Origin of the sequence: Marinifilum fragile JCM 15579 (genome assembly GCF_001310955.1) — a bacterium.
GTDB lineage: Bacteria > Bacteroidota > Bacteroidia > Bacteroidales > Marinifilaceae > Marinifilum > Marinifilum fragile.
The window spans coordinates 1-20,004 of the sequence record NZ_BAZX01000045.1 but is presented as its reverse complement, the minus strand read 5'-3'; the positions used below and the strand labels follow the sequence as shown (position 1 = coordinate 20,004).

Genomic DNA, 20,004 nt, shown 5'->3' with positions numbered 1-20,004 from the left:
TGATGGCAGGTAGAACAAGGGTCTATTCAATAAACTGTGTCACCTTAAAATTGATAATGCCTTGTATTTACCACAAAGAATTATTTGGACTTGCTAGAGTATGCATTTATGCTGTCTTTACCCAAACAAGTATTCGTAAATTCCATAAAAAAACAGGCTCCTAAAATTAGAAGCCTGCTTGAATATTTTGATTCAGAAATCTATTTATAGATCTCCTTTTTACTTGCCAATAGTGTATTTTGAAGCAATGAAACGATAGTCATTGGTCCAACACCACCTGGAACCGGAGTAATGAATGATGCTTTAGGTGCAACCTCATCAAATTTCACATCTCCAAGTAATTTCCATCCCGACTTGGTTTTGTCAGATTTTACACGGTGAATACCTACATCAATAATTACAGCTCCTTCTTTTACCATATCACCAGTAAGGAATTCTTGCATTCCCAATGCTACGATTACGATATCCGCCTGACGGGTAATTTCCGCAATGTTTTTGGTTCTACTGTGACACAATGTAACGGTACAATCGCCATAAGCAGCCTTACGCGACATTAAAACACTCATTGGTGTACCAACGATGTTTGAACGACCAATTACCACACAGTTTTTACCTGATGTTTCGATATTATAACGCTTTAACAACTCAACAATACCAGCCGGAGTGGCAGGAAGGTAAGTTGGCAAACTTGCAACCATTTTACCTACGTTCATTGGGTGGAATCCATCAACATCTTTTTCCGGACGAATGGTTTCGATTACCTTGGTCTCAGAAATGTGCTTAGGAAGTGGCAACTGAACAATCAATCCGTCGATGTCATCGTTCTCGTTTACCTTACGGATTTCTGCCAAAAGTTGCTCTTCTGTAATGTCATCTTCGAAACGAAATTCTGAAGACTCAAAACCTACAGCATGACAAGCTTTCACTTTAGCAGCAACATAAGTTTCGCTGGCACCATCGTGTCCAACAATCATAGCAGCAAGATGTGGAGTTTTTCCACCTGCTTTTTTAATTTGTTCAACTTCGGCAGCAATTTCCTGCTTCACCTCGTTAGAAATCTTTTTTCCGTCGATTAATTCCATGGTTTGTTAGCTTTGTTATTTAAAAAAAATGCCTGACCGCAGAGTCAAGCATTTCGTATATGGTTTTATTATTTTCTGCGTCCCATGTTACCCATCATTCTGGACATGTTTCCGCCTTTCGACATCATTTTCATTAACTTCCTAGTCTCGTCGAATTGCTTAATCAGCCTGTTCACATCCTGAATGGTAGAACCAGAACCATCGGCAATCCTTTTTCTTCTCGAACCATTAATCAATTTTGGATCTTCACGTTCTGCAGGAGTCATTGAGAAGATAATCGCTTCAACACCTTTAAAGGCATCATCATCGATATCGATATTCTTCAATGCTTTTCCTACACCAGGAATCATAGAAGCCAAATCTTTAAGGTTACCCATTTTCTTGATCTGTGAAATCTGAGACAAGAAATCATTAAAGTTGAATTGGTTCTTGGCAATCTTCTTCTGAAGTTTCTTCGCTTCTTCAGCATCGAATTGTTCCTGAGCACGTTCTACAAGTGATACAATATCACCCATACCCAAAATACGATCAGCCATACGTTCAGGGTGGAAAACATCAAGTGCTTCCATTTTTTCACCTGTACCAACAAACTTAATTGGCTTGTTAACTACCGAGCGAATTGATAAAGCAGCACCACCTCGAGTATCACCATCTAACTTTGTAAGAACAACACCATCGAAATCCAATCTGTCGTTAAACTCTTTCGCTGTGTTCACAGCATCCTGACCAGTCATCGAGTCAACTACGAAAAGTGTTTCGCTTGGATTGATAGACTTTTTAACAGCCTCAATCTCATTCATCATATCCTCATCGATAGCCAAACGACCAGCAGTATCGACAATTACAAGATCGTTACCATTTGCTTTAGCCTCTTTAATAGCAGCTTGAGCAATTTTTACCGGGTTCTTATTTTCTTTATCAGAGTATACTGGAACACCAATTTGCTCTCCCAATACATGCAACTGATCAATCGCAGCAGGACGATAAACATCACAGGCAACCAACAAAGGATTCATTGAACGTTTTGTTTTTAACAAATTCGCTAATTTTCCTGAGAATGTGGTTTTACCAGAACCTTGCAATCCGGCAATTAATATTACGGCAGGTTTTCCCTGAGTGTTGATATCAACATGAGTTCCACCCATTAACTCAGCCAGCTCATCGTGAACAATTTTCACCATCACCTGGTTTGGTTTCAAGGCAGTAAGTACGTTTTGTCCTAATGCTTTTTCTTTTACTGTACTAGTAAACGACTTGGCAATTTTAAAGTTAACATCGGCATCCAATAAAGCGCGTCTTACATCCTTCAATGTTTCGGCCACATTGATTTCAGTAATTTTACCCTGTCCCTTTAATATCTGGAACGATCGCTCAAGTCTTTCGTTAAGATTTTCAAACATTATTCTACGTATTTATATTTCCCTGCAAAAATAAAAAAATATGCGTATAGCTAAAGTGAATCAGGAAGAAAAAAGTAGAAAAGTTGAATAGTAGAAAAGTAAAACGCTCGAATTGTAAAAAGCATTGATTAGATGATTGTAATTTAATGTGCTAATTTGATGTTTATGGATTGGAAATTTCACTTTATGCCTTTTACTATTCTAATAATTGCTTGGATCTACATATAATTATATTAACAAGTACCACATATAAATTAACAAAGCAGATCCTCAAATTGAAGATCTGCTTTGTAATATCATGTATCTTAAAAATTACACCGATTTGTTTCTAAAATGTCGCATTGTTACATTTCACTTACAATTCTCCTTTAGAAATCCATCGGCATAATACATGTGTCATTTAATTATTAAAATTGTATTACATTCTTTCAGGAACACCAATTCCTAACAGGCTCATACTTGATTTGATGATCTCTCCGATTTGCTTAGAAAGTACTAGACGGAAAGCTCTTAAGTCTGTATTTTCCTCTTTCGCGATTGGATGATCGTGATAGAATTGGTTGTACTCTTTCACTAAGTCGTATACATAGTTCGAGATTTGAGCAGGGCTGGTTTCTTTTCCAGCTTCCTTAATAACTGTTGGATAATTTGCAAGCATCTGAATTAGGAATGATTCCTTTTCAGAGATATTCAAATTAGATGAAGCTGCCTCAGGAATTTCAAATCCTGCGTCAATTGCTTTTTTCACCACCGATTGAATACGAGCATAAGTGTACTGGATGAATGGACCTGTATTACCATTAAAGTCGATAGATTCCTTAGGATTAAACATCATGTTTTTCTTAGGATCAACTTTAAGGATAAAGTACTTTAATGCACCCATTGCCACTTTTTCGTATACATCTTCAGCTTCTTCTTCAGAGTATCCTTCCAACTTACCAAGTTCTTTAGAAGTTTCGCGTGCAGTATTTACCATTTCTTCCATCAAATCGTCGGCATCAACCACAGTACCTTCACGCGATTTCATTTTACCTTCTGGCAATTCAACCATACCGTAAGATAAGTGCTGAATTTTATCGTGCCACTCATATCCTAGTTTCCCAAGAATTAATGACAATACCTGGAAGTGGTAGTTTTGCTCGTTACCAACAACATACACATGCTCGTCGATATGGAATTCGTTGAAACGCTCGAAAGCTGTTCCAATATCCTGAGTCATGTACACTGATGTTCCATCATCACGAAGCAATAATTTATGATCTAAACCATCTGCTTCAAGGTTGGCCCAAACTGAACCTGTATCTTTTTGGTACAATACGCCGTCTGCCAATCCTTTTTCAACAATTGCTTTCCCTTTCTTATAAGTATCTGATTCGAAATAAACCTTATCGAAATCAACACCCATTTTCTTATATGTGATATCGAAACCATCCAAAACCCAGTCGTTCATCTTGCGCCAAAGAGCAACAGTTTCTTCATCACCGGCTTCCCATTTACGCAACATTTCCTGAGCTTCTAACAACAATGGAGCTTGCTTTTTAGCTTCATCAGCTTCCATTCCTTCTGCCACTAGAGCTTCAATTTCTTTCTTGTATTCCTGGTCGAATTTTACGTAGTACTTACCAACCAAGTGGTCACCTTTAATACCTGTTGACTCTGGAGTTTCTCCTTCACCAAAACGCAACCAAGCCAACATCGACTTACAAATATGGATACCACGGTCGTTTACCAAATTAACCTTGATTACCTCATAACCGTTAGCTTTTAAAATCTGAGCAACAGAATAACCTAACAGGTTGTTACGAATGTGTCCCAAGTGAAGTGGCTTATTTGTATTTGGAGATGAATATTCAATCATCACCTTTTTAGCTCCTTCTGCCAATGGAGTAAATCCATAGTTTTCTGTTTTAACAGCTTCGTTCAGTACAGAAATCCAGTATGAATTATCAATTACCAAATTCAAGAACCCTTTCACAACATTAAATGCTGATACCGCCTCAATATTTTCAGTTAAAAACTGTCCAAGATCATTTGCTGTTTCCTCCGGTGACTTTTTTGAAAAGCGCAGGAATGGAAAAACAACAACAGTTAAATCACCTTCGAACTCTCGTCGGGTTTTCTGAATCTGAACGATTTTCTCCTCAATACCTTGTCCGTAACATGAATTTACGGCCTCAACTACTTTGCTTTTAATAATATTTTCAATACTCATTTGGAAATTCTGTATTTCGAATTCTACTTAAATTTCATCCTTAAAACAGGACTTGCCATTCATTTGGTCTTTATCAAACAAAATCAAATTAAGTCCCTCAATCTGAATCCGCAAAGATAATAGGAATAAAATGAATTGCTATCCGTAATGTAAAAAAAAGTCATTCATGCCTAACATTATTCTATCTCTCAAAAACAACACGTTATTTAACATCAATCTGCCAGGCATTCTTTACCTTTGACATGTTGCAATAATTAATCGATTATTACGTTTAATTTGCATGAGAAAATTGAGCCCTAACTCTCTGAAACACTATATCTGATAATTAATCTTAAAGTATCTAAACATTCTTATGCCCCGACGAATGAAGAACTTACTATTATTGCTTGTATGCGTTGTTATTGCAACACACAGCTATTCTTCTCCCGACTCTGAACCTTTTCGCAAAAAAGCAGTAATATCGGATTTAAATAAATTGTATTTTGAGGCCGAATCCTACTATCACAAAAGTAATCCCAAAGCATTAGCAAGTGCAAAACTATTGGCGGATAAATCTCTGGAAGCAGAACAAATGGACAAATTTGCATTTGCAAATGAGTTAATGGGGCGTATTTATCTTTACCGTGGGGATATGGAAAAAGCACAAAATTGCTTTGACGCATCATTTGATTATTGGGAGAGTGTAAGCGATACAACTAGAATCAGTTTCCTATACAGCTATTATGGAGAGTTAAATCTTAGAAAATGTAACTATGCTAAAGCTGATAGTTTTTACAATAAAAGTTTAGAATTAAAAAAGAAACATCGCGATACTCTATCCTATGCATACAGTTATAATGCCCTGGGAAATCTGCAATTGGAAACCTGCCATTATACCGAGGCTTTGACATTCTACCTTAAAGCACTCAACTTAAATAAAAAATACAAAAATACCTCAGGAATTTGCTACTCTCTAAATGCGCTTGGAACTGCCTATAAGGAAATCAACAAAACAGATTTGGCCATAGAATATTTTAATAAGGCTTTGCAACTTGGCGAAGAAAACAATTTGATTAAAAATATTGCATACAGTTTAAATCAACTTGGCGCATTACAGAATACTTTGGGCAATAGAAATACAGCTATTGAATTATTTACCAAATCATTGAATTTAAGTTTTGAACTTGAATCAAAAAATGGAATGGCAAGTTCGTACATGGGAATGGGAGAAGTATTCCAATCGATGGACCAAAATGACAAGGCAATTGAGTATCAACACAAAGCTTTAAAACTTTTTAAAGAATTAGAGTCAAAGAAAAACATCGCCAAATGCTATGAAAATTTAGGTTTGATTTCCTATTCTATGCGTGATTACAAACTTGCCATAGAAAACTACAATCAGGCAATTGCCTTAAATAATCAGATAGGCTATGCAAAGGGAACTGCTAACGTATTTCGACTAATTGGAAATGCACATCTTCAACTAAAAGATTTTGATCTGGCTCTTTCCAATTACGAAAGATCACTTCAGATTCAAAAATCAATTGATAACCTAAAAGGCATAGCTTCCTGTTACACCAATATTGGACTCATTTATATCAAGAAACGTAATTTTAAAAAAGCTGAAGAGTATTTAAACTTATCAGTTGATATAAATAAAAGTAGAGGCAATTTAGGAGGTTTAGGTTCTGTTTACAATAACCTAGCCGCTCTTTACCGAGAAAAAAAAGATATCAATCAAGCCATTCATTATTTAAAGAACAGCTTGGATCTGGCAAAAAAAGCGAATCGTAAAACCTTAATCGCTGAGAACTTTCGAAACCTGTCTGACATCTTTGAAGAAAAGAAAGATTACAAGCAGTCGCTCAAATATTATAAAGAATATGTGAATGTTTACAACCAATTGTACAACGCTCAGGCTGAAAACAGAATTGGTTGGATTCAAATGCAAAATGAAAAGGAAAAGCGAGAAAATCTTATACAGCTGCACACCAAAGAGCAATTTTTAAAGGAAGAAAAACTAAAAAAAGAAAGACTCACCAATACATTTCTCATTGTTATTGTTGGCTTAATTATTCTTTTTTCGGGAATTGTTTACCGATTTTATGTCATTGCTAAAAAATCGAACAAAAATTTAAACCTTGAAATAGAGGAACGTAAAAAAGCAGAATCTCTATTAGCTGATCATCAAAGAAATCTTGAAAGTTTAGTTAAAATTCGAACTCTTGAATTGCTAAAAGCGAAGGAAAAGGCTGAGCAAGCTGATAGATTAAAAACCTCGTTTTTGGCTAATATGTCGCACGAAATTCGAACTCCAATGAATGCAATTATTGGTTTCTCGAAATTGATGGCTTTTACTAACTCCAAAGAGAAACATCAGTATTATACGAATATTATCAATGAGAATGGACAACTTCTGCTTACCCTGGTAAATGATATCATTGATATTTCTATGATCGAATCGAAACAGCTTAAAATTAAGAAGTCCAATTTCTATGTGTACCCTGTTCTTGAAGAACTGAGACAAATATTCGAAGAACAAAAAATAAAAAATGGAAAAACCGATGTAAAAATCAATTTGCACATTCCTGAAAGAATCGAGAATATTTCGATTCACTCTGATCAAATAAGATTAAAACAAATTCTGATTAACTTGCTTCGTAATGCTATAAAATTTACTAAAAAAGGAAGAATTGATTTTGGTATAGAAGTTATTGAAAATCATTTGAGATTTTTTGTAATAGATACGGGCATTGGAATTCCTTACAAAGATCAAGCTTTAATATATGATCGATTCAGACAAGCAAGCAATAATGGTGTTGAACATGGTGGAACAGGTTTAGGTTTAACCATATCGAAAAGCCTAACAGAATTGCTTGGAGGCAAAATATGGTTTACTTCTGATCCTGATAAAGGAAGTAAATTCTTTGTTGAATTTGTAATTGATGACGAAACCATTATTCAAAACAAAATCATAAGTTACGAAAATAATCCTCTTGATTTTTCAGGAAAAAATATTCTCGTCGCCGAAGACATTGAATCAAATTTCTTATACATCAATGAAGTTCTTAAAAAAGTAAATGCGAATGTAACTTGGTCGCAAGATGGTTTAGAAGCCGTTGAAAAATTTCAGGATAAGCATTTCGATTTGGTCCTTATGGATATCCAATTACCTAAGATCAATGGATATCAAGCTACAAGAGAAATCAAAAAGAAAAATCCATCAGTTCCTGTTGTAGCTCAATCTGCTTACGCTTTTCGCGATGAAAGTGATAAAATGGCCGAAGCGGGTTGTGATGCCTTTATTTCCAAACCATATACTGAGGAAGAATTGTTGGCTATTCTCAAAAAGAATATGTCTCAGAAGAACTAAGTTTTTTCAGATATAAACAGATAATCCCACTCAAAAAACTAATTTAGTGTCAATGCTTTTTTGACACTATTTTTTTACAAAAAACCCAATCATGAAAAACTTAAACTTGCTGTTATCATCACTACTTTTACTCTTAATCGTTTCATGTAATAACTCAAATCAAAAACCTGAGAAATTGGAATATGCATTGTGCATTCATGGTGGTGCTGGCACTATTCTTAAGAAAAATATGAGTCCCGAAAAGGAAAAAGAATATTTTGACAAATTGGACGAAGCCTTAACCGTAGGAGATTCTGTATTAAAAAATGGAGGATCTGCCCTTGATGCCGTAGAGCTTACCATACATGTGCTTGAAAATTCCCCACTTTTTAATGCTGGTAAAGGTTCTGTATTTACCCATTCTGGTAAAAATGAACTTGATGCCTCGATAATGTGGGGCAAAGACTTAAATGCAGGAGCTGTTGCCGGAGTTGGTAATATTAAAAATCCAATTAGTGCTGCCCGAAAAGTGATGGAAAACTCTGAACATGTAATGTTAAGCGGCAAAGGAGCTTCGATGTTTGCCAAGCAAGAAGGGCTTACAATTGTAGATAGTTCATATTTTTTTACAGAAGATAGATGGAATTATTTGCAACAAATTTTGCAGAAAGAACGCGAAATGAAAAGAACCGACAGACATGGTACTGTTGGTTGCGTAGCTTTAGACAAAGAGGGAAATTTAGCAGCCGGAACTTCAACCGGAGGAATGACCAATAAGCGATTTGGACGAATCGGTGATTCTCCTATTATTGGAGCTGGTACATATGCAAATAATAAAACTTGCGCTGTATCCTGTACTGGTCATGGAGAATACTTTATTAGATTAGGAATTGCCAGAGACATTTCTTCATTAATGGAATATCAAAACTTAAGTTTGAATGATGCAACGGATATCGTCTTGAACAAGTTAAATCAAATTGATGGCTTAGGTGGTTTTGTTGCTTTAGATAAATATGGTAATCCAGCCATGAAAATGAATACTTCAGGAATGTACAGAGGCTATGTAAATTCTGCTGGTGTTAAGGAAAAATATATGTACAAGTAGTTCATTTAATTTTGATGATTAATTATTTCGAACTAACTTCAGTATACAAAAGAAAAGTCACCTTTAAACCTTAACAACATGACAATTAATTTGAACGGAAAATGGAGAAATCAGTACAATTCTGAAATGGATTTAGCTGTGGTTGATAATCGTGTTAGCGGAACCTTTCAAACTGCTATTGGCCAACCTAGTTTTGAAGAAAAATTTGAAATTAGCGGTAAAATCAATAATAATGTAATTGCTTTTATGGTAGATTTTGGAAAGTATGGATCATTAGCATGTTGGACCGGACGATTTGAACTTGATGAAATGGGACCTGTAATTCATACCATGTGGCATTTATCGCAAAGTGATGGAGGCGAAGAGGAACAAATGGCCAAAGCCATTCTTACAGGTGTAGGAACTTTTAGAAAACCTTAAACTCAAATATGGGTTAAAACAAAAAGGAGTTTCAATATTGAAACTCCTTTTTGTTTTTATTTTACCTGGATATCAAGTCCATCAATTTTTTCCAACAAATCGTGTGTTGATTTCAACAAATCATCATAAATCGATTTAAAATGTGACTTAATTTCCTTTGCATTTTTTCCTGTCAACCTATCATTAATTCTGGCGATATAATCATTTCTTGAATTTACTGCGCCATTCATTATTTCAAATATCTGATCAGAATTTTTGTTTCCAAAAAATTCAAGATGAATCATTCCTCTCATTACTATTTCATTAGTGAGAAAATTCACATCTTTTTTGAACTCCTTTTTACTTGCCATATGTGGTATTTTTTATTTGATATATGCTAAAATACAAATAAAACCTAACAAACTACTACGCTATCGGCTTGTTTAAATAATTTGTTTTGGAATTGGATAAACTGGCAAATAACACTTATTTTGCAATATTACTGATATGATTAGAGGCGATACTATTATGAGCGAATGTTTCAGATATCTATACTTACACAACGATAAACTTAAAGCATCAGAAAGTTTTAAAGATACTTACCTGTTAAGAGGAACTTCCTTGTATGAAGTGGTAAGAATAATATCCGGGAAAGCAGTTTTTCTTTGCGAACATTATTCACGCCTTACAAAATCAGCAAAAAAGGTAGGTTTGGAAATCATGTACAGCTTTGAACAATTGCACGGCTGTATAAAAACCTTGGTAGAAAAAAACGACTGTAAAGAAGGAAACATTAAGTTGGTTTTTAATTTTGATGGTAAGGATATGAATTTCTATGCCTATTTTGTTCAACACTACTACCCAACTGAATCTCAATACAAAAATGGAGTAAGAACTCTTATTCATCAGGCAGAAAGACCAACACCAACAGCTAAAGTTTACAATCATAAATTACGTTCAAAAACCAATAATCTTATTGCTGAAGCGGGTATTTTTGAGGTAATTCTTCTAAACAAACTTGGGAATATTACGGAAGGAAGTCGCTCCAATTTGTTTTTTATCAAAGATAATGCCTTGTATACTTCGCCAGACAATGAAGTCCTAAATGGCATTGTTAGGAGTAAGGTTTTAAAAATTGCAGATCAGCTTGGTATTCCAGTTCATTACAGATCGATTTCATATGATGAAATCCCTCAATACGAAGCTGCCTTTTTAACAGGTACTTCTCCTATGGTTTTACCAATAAACAGGATTAATTCTATAAGTTTCTCGGTAGATCACCAACTGCTTTTCGATATTTTTGATGCTTATGGTAAAATGGTTCAGGAAAACTTAATTAAAAATAGTTAAGACAATATTACAATTTCAACTTCGGGAATCCCAATACTGTTTTCATCCCGGAAAAATTTGTTTTTGAATCAACACACTCACTTATCTGATAAGAGTATATTCTTCCATTATTTAGAACCTTGTTTAGTAATTTCATTCTATCGCAAGTTATCTGCAAAGAGTTGCCTTTTACCAATTCTGATTCACTATTTGTCAGATCGATTTTTCTATTGCCTAATCCATTGTCTACAATTTCACACTTTAAATACCCATCATCTTCCAAAATAAAATGAATTACTATCTTACCTAGTCTATCAAGCTTACTGATTCCATTTCTTATGGCATGCTCTAAAAATGCTGAATTAACATGGGGGGAACCTTAATATCTAATGAATTTATTTTGTCATCCAAGTTAATTTGAAAAGTAAATTTCTCCTCAAATCGCATTTGCTCCAGTTTCAGATACAATTTTAAATAAGCTACTTCTTCACTTAACGATATTAGGTTTTTATTGGCATTGTTAATGTTATTTCTTAAAACCATAGAAAAATCTGATAAGTATTCTAAAGCTCTATCTTCGTCATCCTCTAAAATATAACTCTGAATAGAGTTGAGTGAGTTAAAAACAAAATGAGGATCAAGCTGGTGTTGAAGTGCTCGAATTTTTAATCCAATTACTCGATTAAATTGTTTTGTTCTTTGCTTCTCCTCAAATTTAATTCTTGATTTAAAATGATTAATGGCATAATAGGTTAGTACTCCAAGAATACTAACAACAATAAACCAAAACCAAACTGTTTGCCACCAAGCTGTGGCAAGCATAATATCAATAGAATATTTCCCAATCTTTCCAGAACTTAATTTTCTGGCTTCAAGCTCAAAAGTATATTCTCCTCCACTTAAATTCGAATAAACCACTTCATTCGACTTTACCCAATCCGACCAATGATTATCCAGACCTACCAAGCGATATCGATACCTGATGTTTTCCAAATCATCACAATACAACATACCATACCGAAGTCTCACATAATTCTCATAATATTTTAAATGGATAGGATTATTTGGTGTTTTTGTCCATTTATCAAATTCCGATTTTTTTAACCTCCAGTTGTTATCTTTTACCTTCACCTCTAATAAGGTTGGCTTATAAACAGTATTGTCATCAGTAAAATCATTGGCCTGAATTTTCATTAAAGCATAATTTGACTTAACCCATATGTTATTATACTTATCAACAACAGACTCTTTCCCTCTAAACTCCACTTTTTTACTTGCATTCCAAAATCTATACTTCACTGACGAATCCGGATGCCATGTTTCATATTCAAATCTATGAACTCCTAAATTGGTTCCACACCAAATTGAACCATCTTTATGATATTGAAAACCATGTACAGAAATGCCCTCCAAACCATCGCTATGATCAAGAGAATCAATAATGATCAATTCATCTCCTTCGCTTTTTAACCTGTAAACAATTCCATTATTCCCTCCTGCAATTATACTTGAATCAGGCAGAACAAGCATATCATTAACAACATTGTGAATTCCAATATTATTCCTTCCAAATTTTTTCACCTCGTTCTCTCCAAATCGATAAATTCCATGAGTCTCTGTGGCTACCCAAATGTAAGAATCAAACTCAATTATCTTGGTAATCTCAACTTCTTCTTCATTTGGTAAGTTCCATTTTATATCTACAGAATTATTCTTTATCCCACAGGTAAAAACTGCTTGCCATCATAACAAAACAAATCTCCGTTTGAGGTAATTGTACACTTCGTAGCTACTGCTATGTTTTTGTAGTTAAGCAGAAAAGAATTGCAGTGCAAGGTATAAAACCCGTAATTCGTAGCAATCCAAATTGAATTACCCATTAATTCAATATCATTAACAACAAGGTCTATTTTCTTCTTCGACTTTGGAAGTAATCTAATAAACTCTTTCTCGCTAATGGATTTTATTATTTTTTCATTCTTAACTTTCGCAACAATATTTCTTCCTGCTATAATTAAGGAGCCATCAGCCCCAGAAAGCAAATCTGTAATCTCATTACAGTTGGGTACTAAGGATGATACAGTATAAAGTGTAAATAGTGATTGTTTCAAACTAATTAGTCCGTGATTTTTAGTCCCTAACCAAATATCACCCATAAGACTATGCTTAAACATGCATTGGACAAAAACATCCTCCAAATCATTCTCTTGAAGAAGATCTACACATATATTATTTCTTATCGAAATTAACTTTCTATATTCCAATCCATTCTTAAAGTATCGAAGTAAATAAATACTCTCGCTCTGATGAGACAAGGCAGATAATACATCACATTGAACTTTTTTAGTATCTACATCTAGCAATATTTGTTGCCCTACTTCAATTTCTCCGTAAAAACCTTTACCTAACTCAAGTACCTCAGATGTTGTATTATCTATTTTTGAAAAATTACCAGATATAAACTTATAAGCACCCAGTTCTAATTTAGGAAAAATTACCACTTCACTCTTACTTGGTATGGCCTCTAGAACATTCACTTCTTTCGTCCCTTCAACCATTGAAAATTCATCAAGTGTATCTAAATTATTGGACAAGTAAATTCCATTTGAAGTACCAACCATTAATTTATTGGCAAACACTTTTACCGAATAAACATCATTTAAATCAGTATTCTCCGTACTAGCAATGACCTCTAAATGCTCACCATCAAATTCACATACTCCAACTCCCCTTGCAGCAATTATTAAATTACCATTTAAATTCTCTGTAACACAGGTAACTTTTTCTCCCTGTAATCTATTCAATCCCTTTCTATATTTTACCTTAAACCCACTAAACTCACATAATCCAGCATCTGTTGCTAACCAAATCAGCCCTCTGGAATCTTCAAAAATATGATTCACACTATTGCATGGCAATCCATCCAATTGCGTAAAATCATCTGTTTGACTATAAGCCGCAACTCCACTTAAAGTGGCTAAAAAAACAAATAGAATGGTTAGTTGTGTTTTGATTATTAGGTTCATAATACAATTATACTAATTATACTAAGAAAATTTAGGTGTCAAATGTGTCAAGTTACATTGGCACATAACCAGCCTTCAAAGATTTTAGCAGAAAACACTATCTATCAACGCATAAACAAACAAATTAACATATGCGTCGTAAAAAGATTTATTATTACATTACAAAAAATGAGGAAAACAAGAATAATAGATTTAAACAATAAGCTAACTTTGCCTATCTGATAACTTAAACAGTATTAAAAATGCTATTGGACTTAGAAAAAGTGAATATCGAAAAAGCCATTAATTTGTTTGCACAAAATCAAAATTTCACATACACAGCATATCCAAGATTAAAAACTCTTTATGCCATAAAAAAAGAGTTTAAGCACATTCCTGAATTGGATTGGAAATTTGAATTTGATCATGTTAATGTCAATCAAAACAGAGTTATCATTGAATATCGACAAAATAAAAGTGAAGATTTTTCATTCTATTACGAAATTCCTCTTTTAGTTAATTTTGAATTGCGTGTATTTCTTGCTAAATCATCAATTCATTTTCTCGACTTGTACAATTTCTTATTGTCAAATGATATAATAAAGGAAAATCAGTTCAAATTAAAAGCAGAATATCACACAATTCCTCATTTTATTATCAACCAAAAAGTAAAGAGATACAATACGGGAATTCTCAATAAAATACAGAACAATACTGATTTTGACGGATTACCTGTAGATGACAATATAAAGAATGAAATTGATCTTGGATTTCAATTTTTTAATCCTATTTTTAATCAGATACTTAGCCAATTCCAAATTTGATTTCGTAAAGCAATATGAATTCAACCCCTAACAAAACTATCAAAACCAAAACAAGCATAAGTAGAGCCTATTTTATGCTATTCTTAGTCCTAACCATTACATTTTTAGTGAGTTTTGGCGGAATTTGGATATATACCAAGTTTAACGAATTCAATACTGAATCAAATAATCTTAAGAAAGATTACATTGAAGAACAAAAAGATATTTTGGTAAGCAAGACTCATGAATGTATAGATTTCATTAATTACCAGAATACAAGAGCTGAATCAAGATTAAAAAATAGACTTCAATACTTTGTAAATCAGGCTCACTTAATTGCCGTTTACATTTACGAACAAAACAAAGGAAAACTAAGCGATATTGAAATAAAAAGACGCATTAAAGAAGCTATTTCACCTTTGCGCTTTACCAATGACAGAGGCTATATTTTTATCAACACCTTAAGTGGTAAAGGTATTCTGTATCCTTCATCAAAAGAAAATGAAAACAAGAGTTTAATCAATTTCAAAGATATCAATGACAATTACATTGTTAAAAACGAGGTGGAATTGATGAAGTATAAGGACAGTGGCTTTACAAAATATGTGAACAACAAAAAGGTAAAAAATAAATTTAATGCATATACCAAAATTTCTTATATCAAGAAGTTTACACCCTACAACTGGTATTTTGGTAGCTTTGCCTATTTGGATGATATTCAGCCAGAAATCCAAAAGGAAGCTCTTATTCGTATAAGTCAAATTAACATGAATCAAGACAACTACTTTTTTGTTTATAAAAAAGATGGTACTTGCCTACTTCATGCTGATTCGGCCAGCATAGGAAAAAATTTCAAAGATTACAGCAACAAGACACGTCGCGAAAATGTAAAACAATTAATCAATGCAGCCCAACTTGAAGAATCGGGTTTTATAAGTTACAAAGATCCAAGTAAGGAAGATGCTGAAAAAATTTCATATATAAAGCTCATTAAGAAATGGGATTGGATTATTGGAGCAGGCCTATACACAGATGAGCTGGATAAAAATATTGAAATTGCCAGAGCTGAGTTAAGAGGTAATGTTCAAAAATACATTCTACAGATTGTGTTGTTAATTGTAATCGCAATTGTGATTATTTACATTACATCGAAGACCATTTCTGTAAAAATGAAGCAGAATTTCACTTCCATCAACAACTTCTTTAGAAAAATTTCAACGGAATTGCATCAAGTTGATGTCGATGAACTTTATTTTTCTGAATTTCAAGATATGGGAACAACTATTAATCGCATGATTGATATAAGAACCCAGAAAGAAAAAGAACTTCAAGTTGCACGTGAAAAAGCAGAAGAATCTGATCGATTAAAATCATCCTTTTTGGCTAATATGTCACACGAAATTCGTACTCCAATGAATGCAATTATTGGATTTTCAGAATTATTGCAAGAAGATGATTTGCCATTTGAAACTCGACAACAGTTTTTTACTCATATTAGAAACAGCGGAAATTCACTTTTGAATCTTATTAATGATATTATAGATTTCTCAAAAATTGAATCGGGCAAACTTAAAATCTCCAAAACCTATTACAGTCTTAATCAACTATTTGACGAACTTTATCACGCTTTTCAAAAGATAAAAAGTAGCAAAGGAAAAGATCATATTGAACTCAAATTCACTAAAGGCTTAAAGGAATCGGAATCTGTTATTTATACAGACCCTTTACGACTGAAGCAAATTATCACAAACCTGGTTGAGAATGCTTTAAAATTTACTGAGAAAGGAAGTATTCACGTCTCCTATCAATTAAATGAAAACAAGCTTATTTTTGCAGTTGAAGATACGGGAATTGGAATCTCTCCAGAAAAACAGAAAATAATTTTTAGTAGATTCCGTCAAGCAGATGACTCTCACGCCAGAAGATATGGAGGAACTGGATTAGGACTATCAATTTCTAAAAAATTAGCAGAACTGCTAAATGGAGACATGTGGGTAGAATCAACAGAAAATATTGGAAGTAGTTTCTTTGTTAGCATACCTTATTTAATTGATGATAAATCAAACACGGCTCCTATCAAGAAAATACACAAAAATGGTGTAAGCAAAGATTTAACTGGGAAAAAAATACTGATTGTTGATGATTATAATGTTAATATTACATTGATAAAACAAATGCTGCAATCTACTGGAGTAAGCATGTCATCGACAGATAATGGACGTACTGCAATTGAAGAATGTGGTTCTTCACATTTTGATTTGGTTTTATTGGATCTGCAAATGCCAGACTTGAATGGATATGATACTTTAAAATTGATCAAAAAGAACAATCCAGAAATTAAAATTGTGGCGCAAACTGCCTATGCATTGGCAAACGAGAAAGAACAGATAATGAACTCTGGATTTGATGGCTATATTGCCAAACCCATTATCAAGAAAAATTTACTGAGTTTAATAAACGAAATGATTTAAAAATGAGGACATTTAATTCTTCCAACCTGTCTTTTTCTTCTTAAAGCAATTTCCCTACAACTATTTTTGTTTCTTCTATTATTTTTAAACCTCATTAAAAATGAGATCTCGTGAGCTCCTGTGTTTGTGTGGATTAATTTTGAAATGGTCTTATCGTAACTATAAGCCACTTGCCACCAATCCCTCATTACTCCTAATTGTAAAATAACTGCATCATATTCCAATTCCAGATTATCACGATACCACATACCTACAATAAAAGATCCTTTTGACAGGTATAATCCATAATTTAATTGCTTATTTGTCCCCTGCTGCTGATAAAGAAAATTGGGTGCTAAACCAATATCAGTCTGATGTAAACCTCTTCTAAAAACAGGTACATTTACTCCACAATGAAGAGTATATTTTCTTGGCAGCTTAGAATAATCACTCTCCTCCTTATAAGCTTCATCAGGTTCCGTTAAATGATGAGCGGCAAAACCGATAAACCAGTTTTTATAAGATGCTATTAAACCAGATGAAAAATCAATATAATTACGGCTAAGGTGATCAATTGCACTTTCACCAGTAAATGGACTAATTAAACCATTAATATAAAACTCATCGGTTTGATCAGGAAAGGTAAAGTTTGAATCATTCAATCTCCTTTGAATAAAAGAGGTTTGAAAACCTGCTTTAATTGCCAAACTTCTTGAAATTCTCAAGGTATAGGCATACATTCCACTTATTGTTGTGGTACTAATTGTTCCATCACCTTGTTCATCTTGCATCACCTGCAATCCCACTCCTCCTCCAATTGGATTTACATACTGATCGTAAGCAACACTGTAAGTCACATATGCAGAGCTGATTTCTGGCCATTGATTTCTGTAATTCATAGAAATACGAGCATCAAAATCAGAACCTGCAAATGCAGGATTTAAATAAACCTTATTTGCATAGAACTGTGAGAACTCAACATCTTGTGAATAAATGTTGAGAGTACTCATCATGAGGATTAATGCACCTCCTAATATTTTCAGTCCTTTTCCAATCATTATCTAAACAGCGTTACTGTTCCGTGTCCTCTTTCTTTTCCTCCATAAAAAATGATCCAAACATATACTCCAATTTCTGCATCTTTACCTTTATAGATGCCATTCCACCCTTCATATTTCAACTCATTATTGGCAACCATATCCTTTTCAAGTTTAAATACTTGTTCCCCCCAACGAGTATAGATATACATTTCAAAATCGGTTACAATTCCTTTAAAAACTGGATAAAATATCTCATTCGGACCTTTACCATTTGGGGTAAATACATTTGGTACAACCATTTTAGGTTCCAATAATTTAACCGCAATTGAAGCTTGAGCGATACAACCAAATTCATTCTTAACCTGTACACTATAATCGCCTGCATCATCCACTTCTATACTTCTCCAATCAGATCCTGTATTCCAGTAATAAGAAGAATAACCAGATCCAATATCTAAGGTCAAAGTCTGACCTTTGTACATACTCAATGTATCAGAAGCAACATTAACCTCTGGTAATGGATATACTTCAACGTGAATAATATCGGTTCCCATAATTCCATAAACATCCCAAACTTGTACGGTATAATCACCAGTTTTGTTTACAGTAATTGTTCTTGTTGTATCTCCAGTATTCCATAAGTACCTTTCCCAATTTCCTGCATCCAACATCAATGAAGTTCCTTCGCAAATACCAGCACTTCCTCCTAAATTAATTGATGGTCTTGGATTAACAGCTACTTTAACTTTTCCATTTCCCCTACAGCCATTAACATCTACAACATTTACTGCATATTCTCCGTCCTTTTCTACTTTTAGATATTGTGAATCTTCCTGATTACTCCATTCGTATTCAACATATCCGCTTCCTGCATCAAGAATAATAGATGTTCCTTCAGCAATCACAGTATCTCGTCCCAAGTAAACTTCTGGATTTTTATGAACAAATATATTGATATCGTCTTCTCCAGTACAACCAAACTCATCAGTTGTCTTAAGAATAAAATTACCTTCTTCATACACATAAATTGCTCTTGTTTCTCCACCTGGAACCCATTCTGTATAATACCCATCTGGAGCTTCTAAAATTAATTCTTCTCCTTCACAGATATACAAATCAGGTCCAAGGTCAACAATTGGTAAATCATGTACTACAACTTCAACTGAATCGTTTCCTATACAACCGTTGATATCCTGAACTCTCACATGGTAAATTCCTGCTTCAGAAACTTCTCTAGTCTGAGTTGTAACTCCATCACTCCATAAAAAGTCAACTCCTTCACCAATATCTAATTTTACAGTTTCTCCATAACACATATCCACTCGATCTGGTAATGGTGAATTTGGCAATTGAATGATTTCCACATCTACCCCATCTTCGGCAATACATCCTTCAAGATTTTCTATTTGTAGATTGTATCTACCAGATTCTCCAATGGTAATTGAATAGTCATTTGCGCCAGCAATATCAACTCCATCTTTACTCCATTGATATCTATAACCTGCAACACTTGGACCTTCTATATAGGTAGAATCTCCATAACAAACTAAATTGGTCGTGTAAGTCAAATCAAACTCAAAAGCTGGCAAAATATTTACATTCACATCATCTGTAGCTGAACAACCATTGGCGTCGGTTACCACTACTGAATAGTTTCCTGAAGTTGAAACGATAATAGTTTGAGTCGTTGCGCCATTGGACCATAGGTAGCTTGATTCAGGATTACCGGCATCTAATGTGATTATTCCTCCGAAACAGGTTTCCTGATCTAAACCAAGGTCTACAACCGGATTTGGATGAACGGTTACATTCACATCATCCGTTGCCGAACAACCATTGGCATCCGTT

Annotated in this window: 14 protein-coding genes; 6 read left to right on the top strand and 8 right to left on the bottom strand. The window is 33.9% G+C overall.

Annotated elements, in window-relative coordinates; all coding sequences use genetic code 11:
* Window positions 1-200 precede the first annotated feature (200 nt).
* From folD to argS, 3 genes are all read right to left on the bottom strand, one after another.
* Complete coding sequence (folD, locus tag JCM15579_RS19075; RefSeq protein WP_054722773.1) at window positions 201-1,082, bottom strand: bifunctional methylenetetrahydrofolate dehydrogenase/methenyltetrahydrofolate cyclohydrolase FolD; 882 nt, start codon at window positions 1,080-1,082, stop codon at window positions 201-203.
* Between the two features lie 68 nt (window positions 1,083-1,150).
* On the bottom strand, window positions 1,151-2,482 hold the full coding sequence (gene ffh / locus JCM15579_RS19070; protein WP_054722771.1) for a signal recognition particle protein: 1,332 nt from the start codon (window positions 2,480-2,482) through the stop codon (window positions 1,151-1,153).
* Window positions 2,483-2,900: 418 nt separating this feature from the next.
* Entirely contained in the window at window positions 2,901-4,694 is a 1,794-nt protein-coding gene (argS, locus tag JCM15579_RS19065) for an arginine--tRNA ligase (protein WP_054722769.1), read from the bottom strand.
* Between the two features lie 364 nt (window positions 4,695-5,058).
* Here argS and JCM15579_RS19060 point away from each other — a divergent pair, with 364 nt between their 5' ends.
* From JCM15579_RS19060 to JCM15579_RS19050, 3 genes are all read left to right on the top strand, one after another.
* Window positions 5,059-8,046, top strand: coding sequence for a tetratricopeptide repeat protein (locus JCM15579_RS19060; RefSeq protein ID WP_054722767.1), 2,988 nt, complete (start codon window positions 5,059-5,061; stop codon window positions 8,044-8,046).
* A gap of 91 nt (window positions 8,047-8,137) precedes the next feature.
* Window positions 8,138-9,130, top strand: a complete 993-nt coding sequence (locus JCM15579_RS19055; protein ID WP_054722765.1) for an isoaspartyl peptidase/L-asparaginase family protein — start codon at window positions 8,138-8,140, stop codon at window positions 9,128-9,130.
* A 78-nt stretch (window positions 9,131-9,208) separates the two neighbouring features.
* The gene (locus JCM15579_RS19050; protein ID WP_054722763.1) at window positions 9,209-9,550 is read left to right on the top strand and encodes an avidin/streptavidin family protein; all 342 of its coding nucleotides are present in this window, start codon (window positions 9,209-9,211) and stop codon (window positions 9,548-9,550) included.
* 56 nt (window positions 9,551-9,606) lie between these two features.
* On the opposite strand, the gene JCM15579_RS19045 is transcribed toward JCM15579_RS19050, so the two are convergent.
* Window positions 9,607-9,900 (bottom strand): hypothetical protein, encoded by a 294-nt coding sequence (locus tag JCM15579_RS19045; protein ID WP_054722761.1) that lies wholly within the window; start codon window positions 9,898-9,900, stop codon window positions 9,607-9,609.
* A 136-nt stretch (window positions 9,901-10,036) separates the two neighbouring features.
* Between JCM15579_RS19045 and JCM15579_RS19040 the strand changes: the two genes are divergently transcribed.
* On the top strand, window positions 10,037-10,879 hold the full coding sequence (locus JCM15579_RS19040; RefSeq protein WP_083464774.1) for an aminotransferase class IV: 843 nt from the start codon (window positions 10,037-10,039) through the stop codon (window positions 10,877-10,879).
* Between the two features lie 327 nt (window positions 10,880-11,206).
* Here JCM15579_RS19040 and JCM15579_RS19030 read toward each other — a convergent pair whose 3' ends face one another.
* Window positions 11,207-12,439, bottom strand: a complete 1,233-nt coding sequence (locus tag JCM15579_RS19030; protein WP_054722757.1) for a histidine kinase — start codon at window positions 12,437-12,439, stop codon at window positions 11,207-11,209.
* A gap of 134 nt (window positions 12,440-12,573) precedes the next feature.
* The gene (locus tag JCM15579_RS19025; protein WP_054722755.1) at window positions 12,574-13,884 is read right to left on the bottom strand and encodes a two-component regulator propeller domain-containing protein; all 1,311 of its coding nucleotides are present in this window, start codon (window positions 13,882-13,884) and stop codon (window positions 12,574-12,576) included.
* Window positions 13,885-14,126: 242 nt separating this feature from the next.
* On the opposite strand from JCM15579_RS19025, the gene JCM15579_RS19020 reads away from it, so the two are divergent.
* A complete protein-coding gene (locus JCM15579_RS19020) occupies window positions 14,127-14,687 on the top strand; it encodes a hypothetical protein (protein WP_054722753.1) in 561 nt (186 codons plus the stop codon).
* Window positions 14,688-14,761: 74 nt separating this feature from the next.
* Complete coding sequence (locus tag JCM15579_RS19015; RefSeq protein ID WP_172677475.1) at window positions 14,762-17,137, top strand: cache domain-containing protein; 2,376 nt, start codon at window positions 14,762-14,764, stop codon at window positions 17,135-17,137.
* Here the strand turns inward: JCM15579_RS19015 and JCM15579_RS19010 are convergent.
* Window positions 17,134-18,174, bottom strand: coding sequence for a PorP/SprF family type IX secretion system membrane protein (locus JCM15579_RS19010; RefSeq protein ID WP_054722749.1), 1,041 nt, complete (start codon window positions 18,172-18,174; stop codon window positions 17,134-17,136). The genes JCM15579_RS19015 and JCM15579_RS19010 overlap by 4 nt on opposite strands.
* Window positions 18,174-20,004: T9SS type B sorting domain-containing protein (locus tag JCM15579_RS19005; protein WP_157471560.1), on the bottom strand; the 1,831-nt coding region annotated here is incomplete at its 5' end. The genes JCM15579_RS19005 and JCM15579_RS19010, both read right to left, overlap by 1 nt.

What these genes read in the sequence shown, in the direction of transcription:
- folD (WP_054722773.1), bottom strand. Translation starts at nt 1,082, where the DNA reads ATGGAATTAATCGACGGAAAAAAGATTTCTAACGAGGTGAAGCAGGAA.
- ffh (WP_054722771.1), bottom strand. Translation starts at nt 2,482, where the DNA reads ATGTTTGAAAATCTTAACGAAAGACTTGAGCGATCGTTCCAGATATTA.
- argS (WP_054722769.1), bottom strand. Translation starts at nt 4,694, where the DNA reads ATGAGTATTGAAAATATTATTAAAAGCAAAGTAGTTGAGGCCGTAAAT.
- JCM15579_RS19060 (WP_054722767.1), top strand. Translation starts at nt 5,059, where the DNA reads ATGAAGAACTTACTATTATTGCTTGTATGCGTTGTTATTGCAACACAC.
- JCM15579_RS19055 (WP_054722765.1), top strand. Translation starts at nt 8,138, where the DNA reads ATGAAAAACTTAAACTTGCTGTTATCATCACTACTTTTACTCTTAATC.
- JCM15579_RS19050 (WP_054722763.1), top strand. Translation starts at nt 9,209, where the DNA reads ATGACAATTAATTTGAACGGAAAATGGAGAAATCAGTACAATTCTGAA.
- JCM15579_RS19045 (WP_054722761.1), bottom strand. Translation starts at nt 9,900, where the DNA reads ATGGCAAGTAAAAAGGAGTTCAAAAAAGATGTGAATTTTCTCACTAAT.
- JCM15579_RS19040 (WP_083464774.1), top strand. Translation starts at nt 10,037, where the DNA reads ATGATTAGAGGCGATACTATTATGAGCGAATGTTTCAGATATCTATAC.
- JCM15579_RS19025 (WP_054722755.1), bottom strand. Translation starts at nt 13,884, where the DNA reads ATGAACCTAATAATCAAAACACAACTAACCATTCTATTTGTTTTTTTA.
- JCM15579_RS19020 (WP_054722753.1), top strand. Translation starts at nt 14,127, where the DNA reads ATGCTATTGGACTTAGAAAAAGTGAATATCGAAAAAGCCATTAATTTG.
- JCM15579_RS19015 (WP_172677475.1), top strand. Translation starts at nt 14,762, where the DNA reads ATGCTATTCTTAGTCCTAACCATTACATTTTTAGTGAGTTTTGGCGGA.
- JCM15579_RS19010 (WP_054722749.1), bottom strand. Translation starts at nt 18,174, where the DNA reads ATGATTGGAAAAGGACTGAAAATATTAGGAGGTGCATTAATCCTCATG.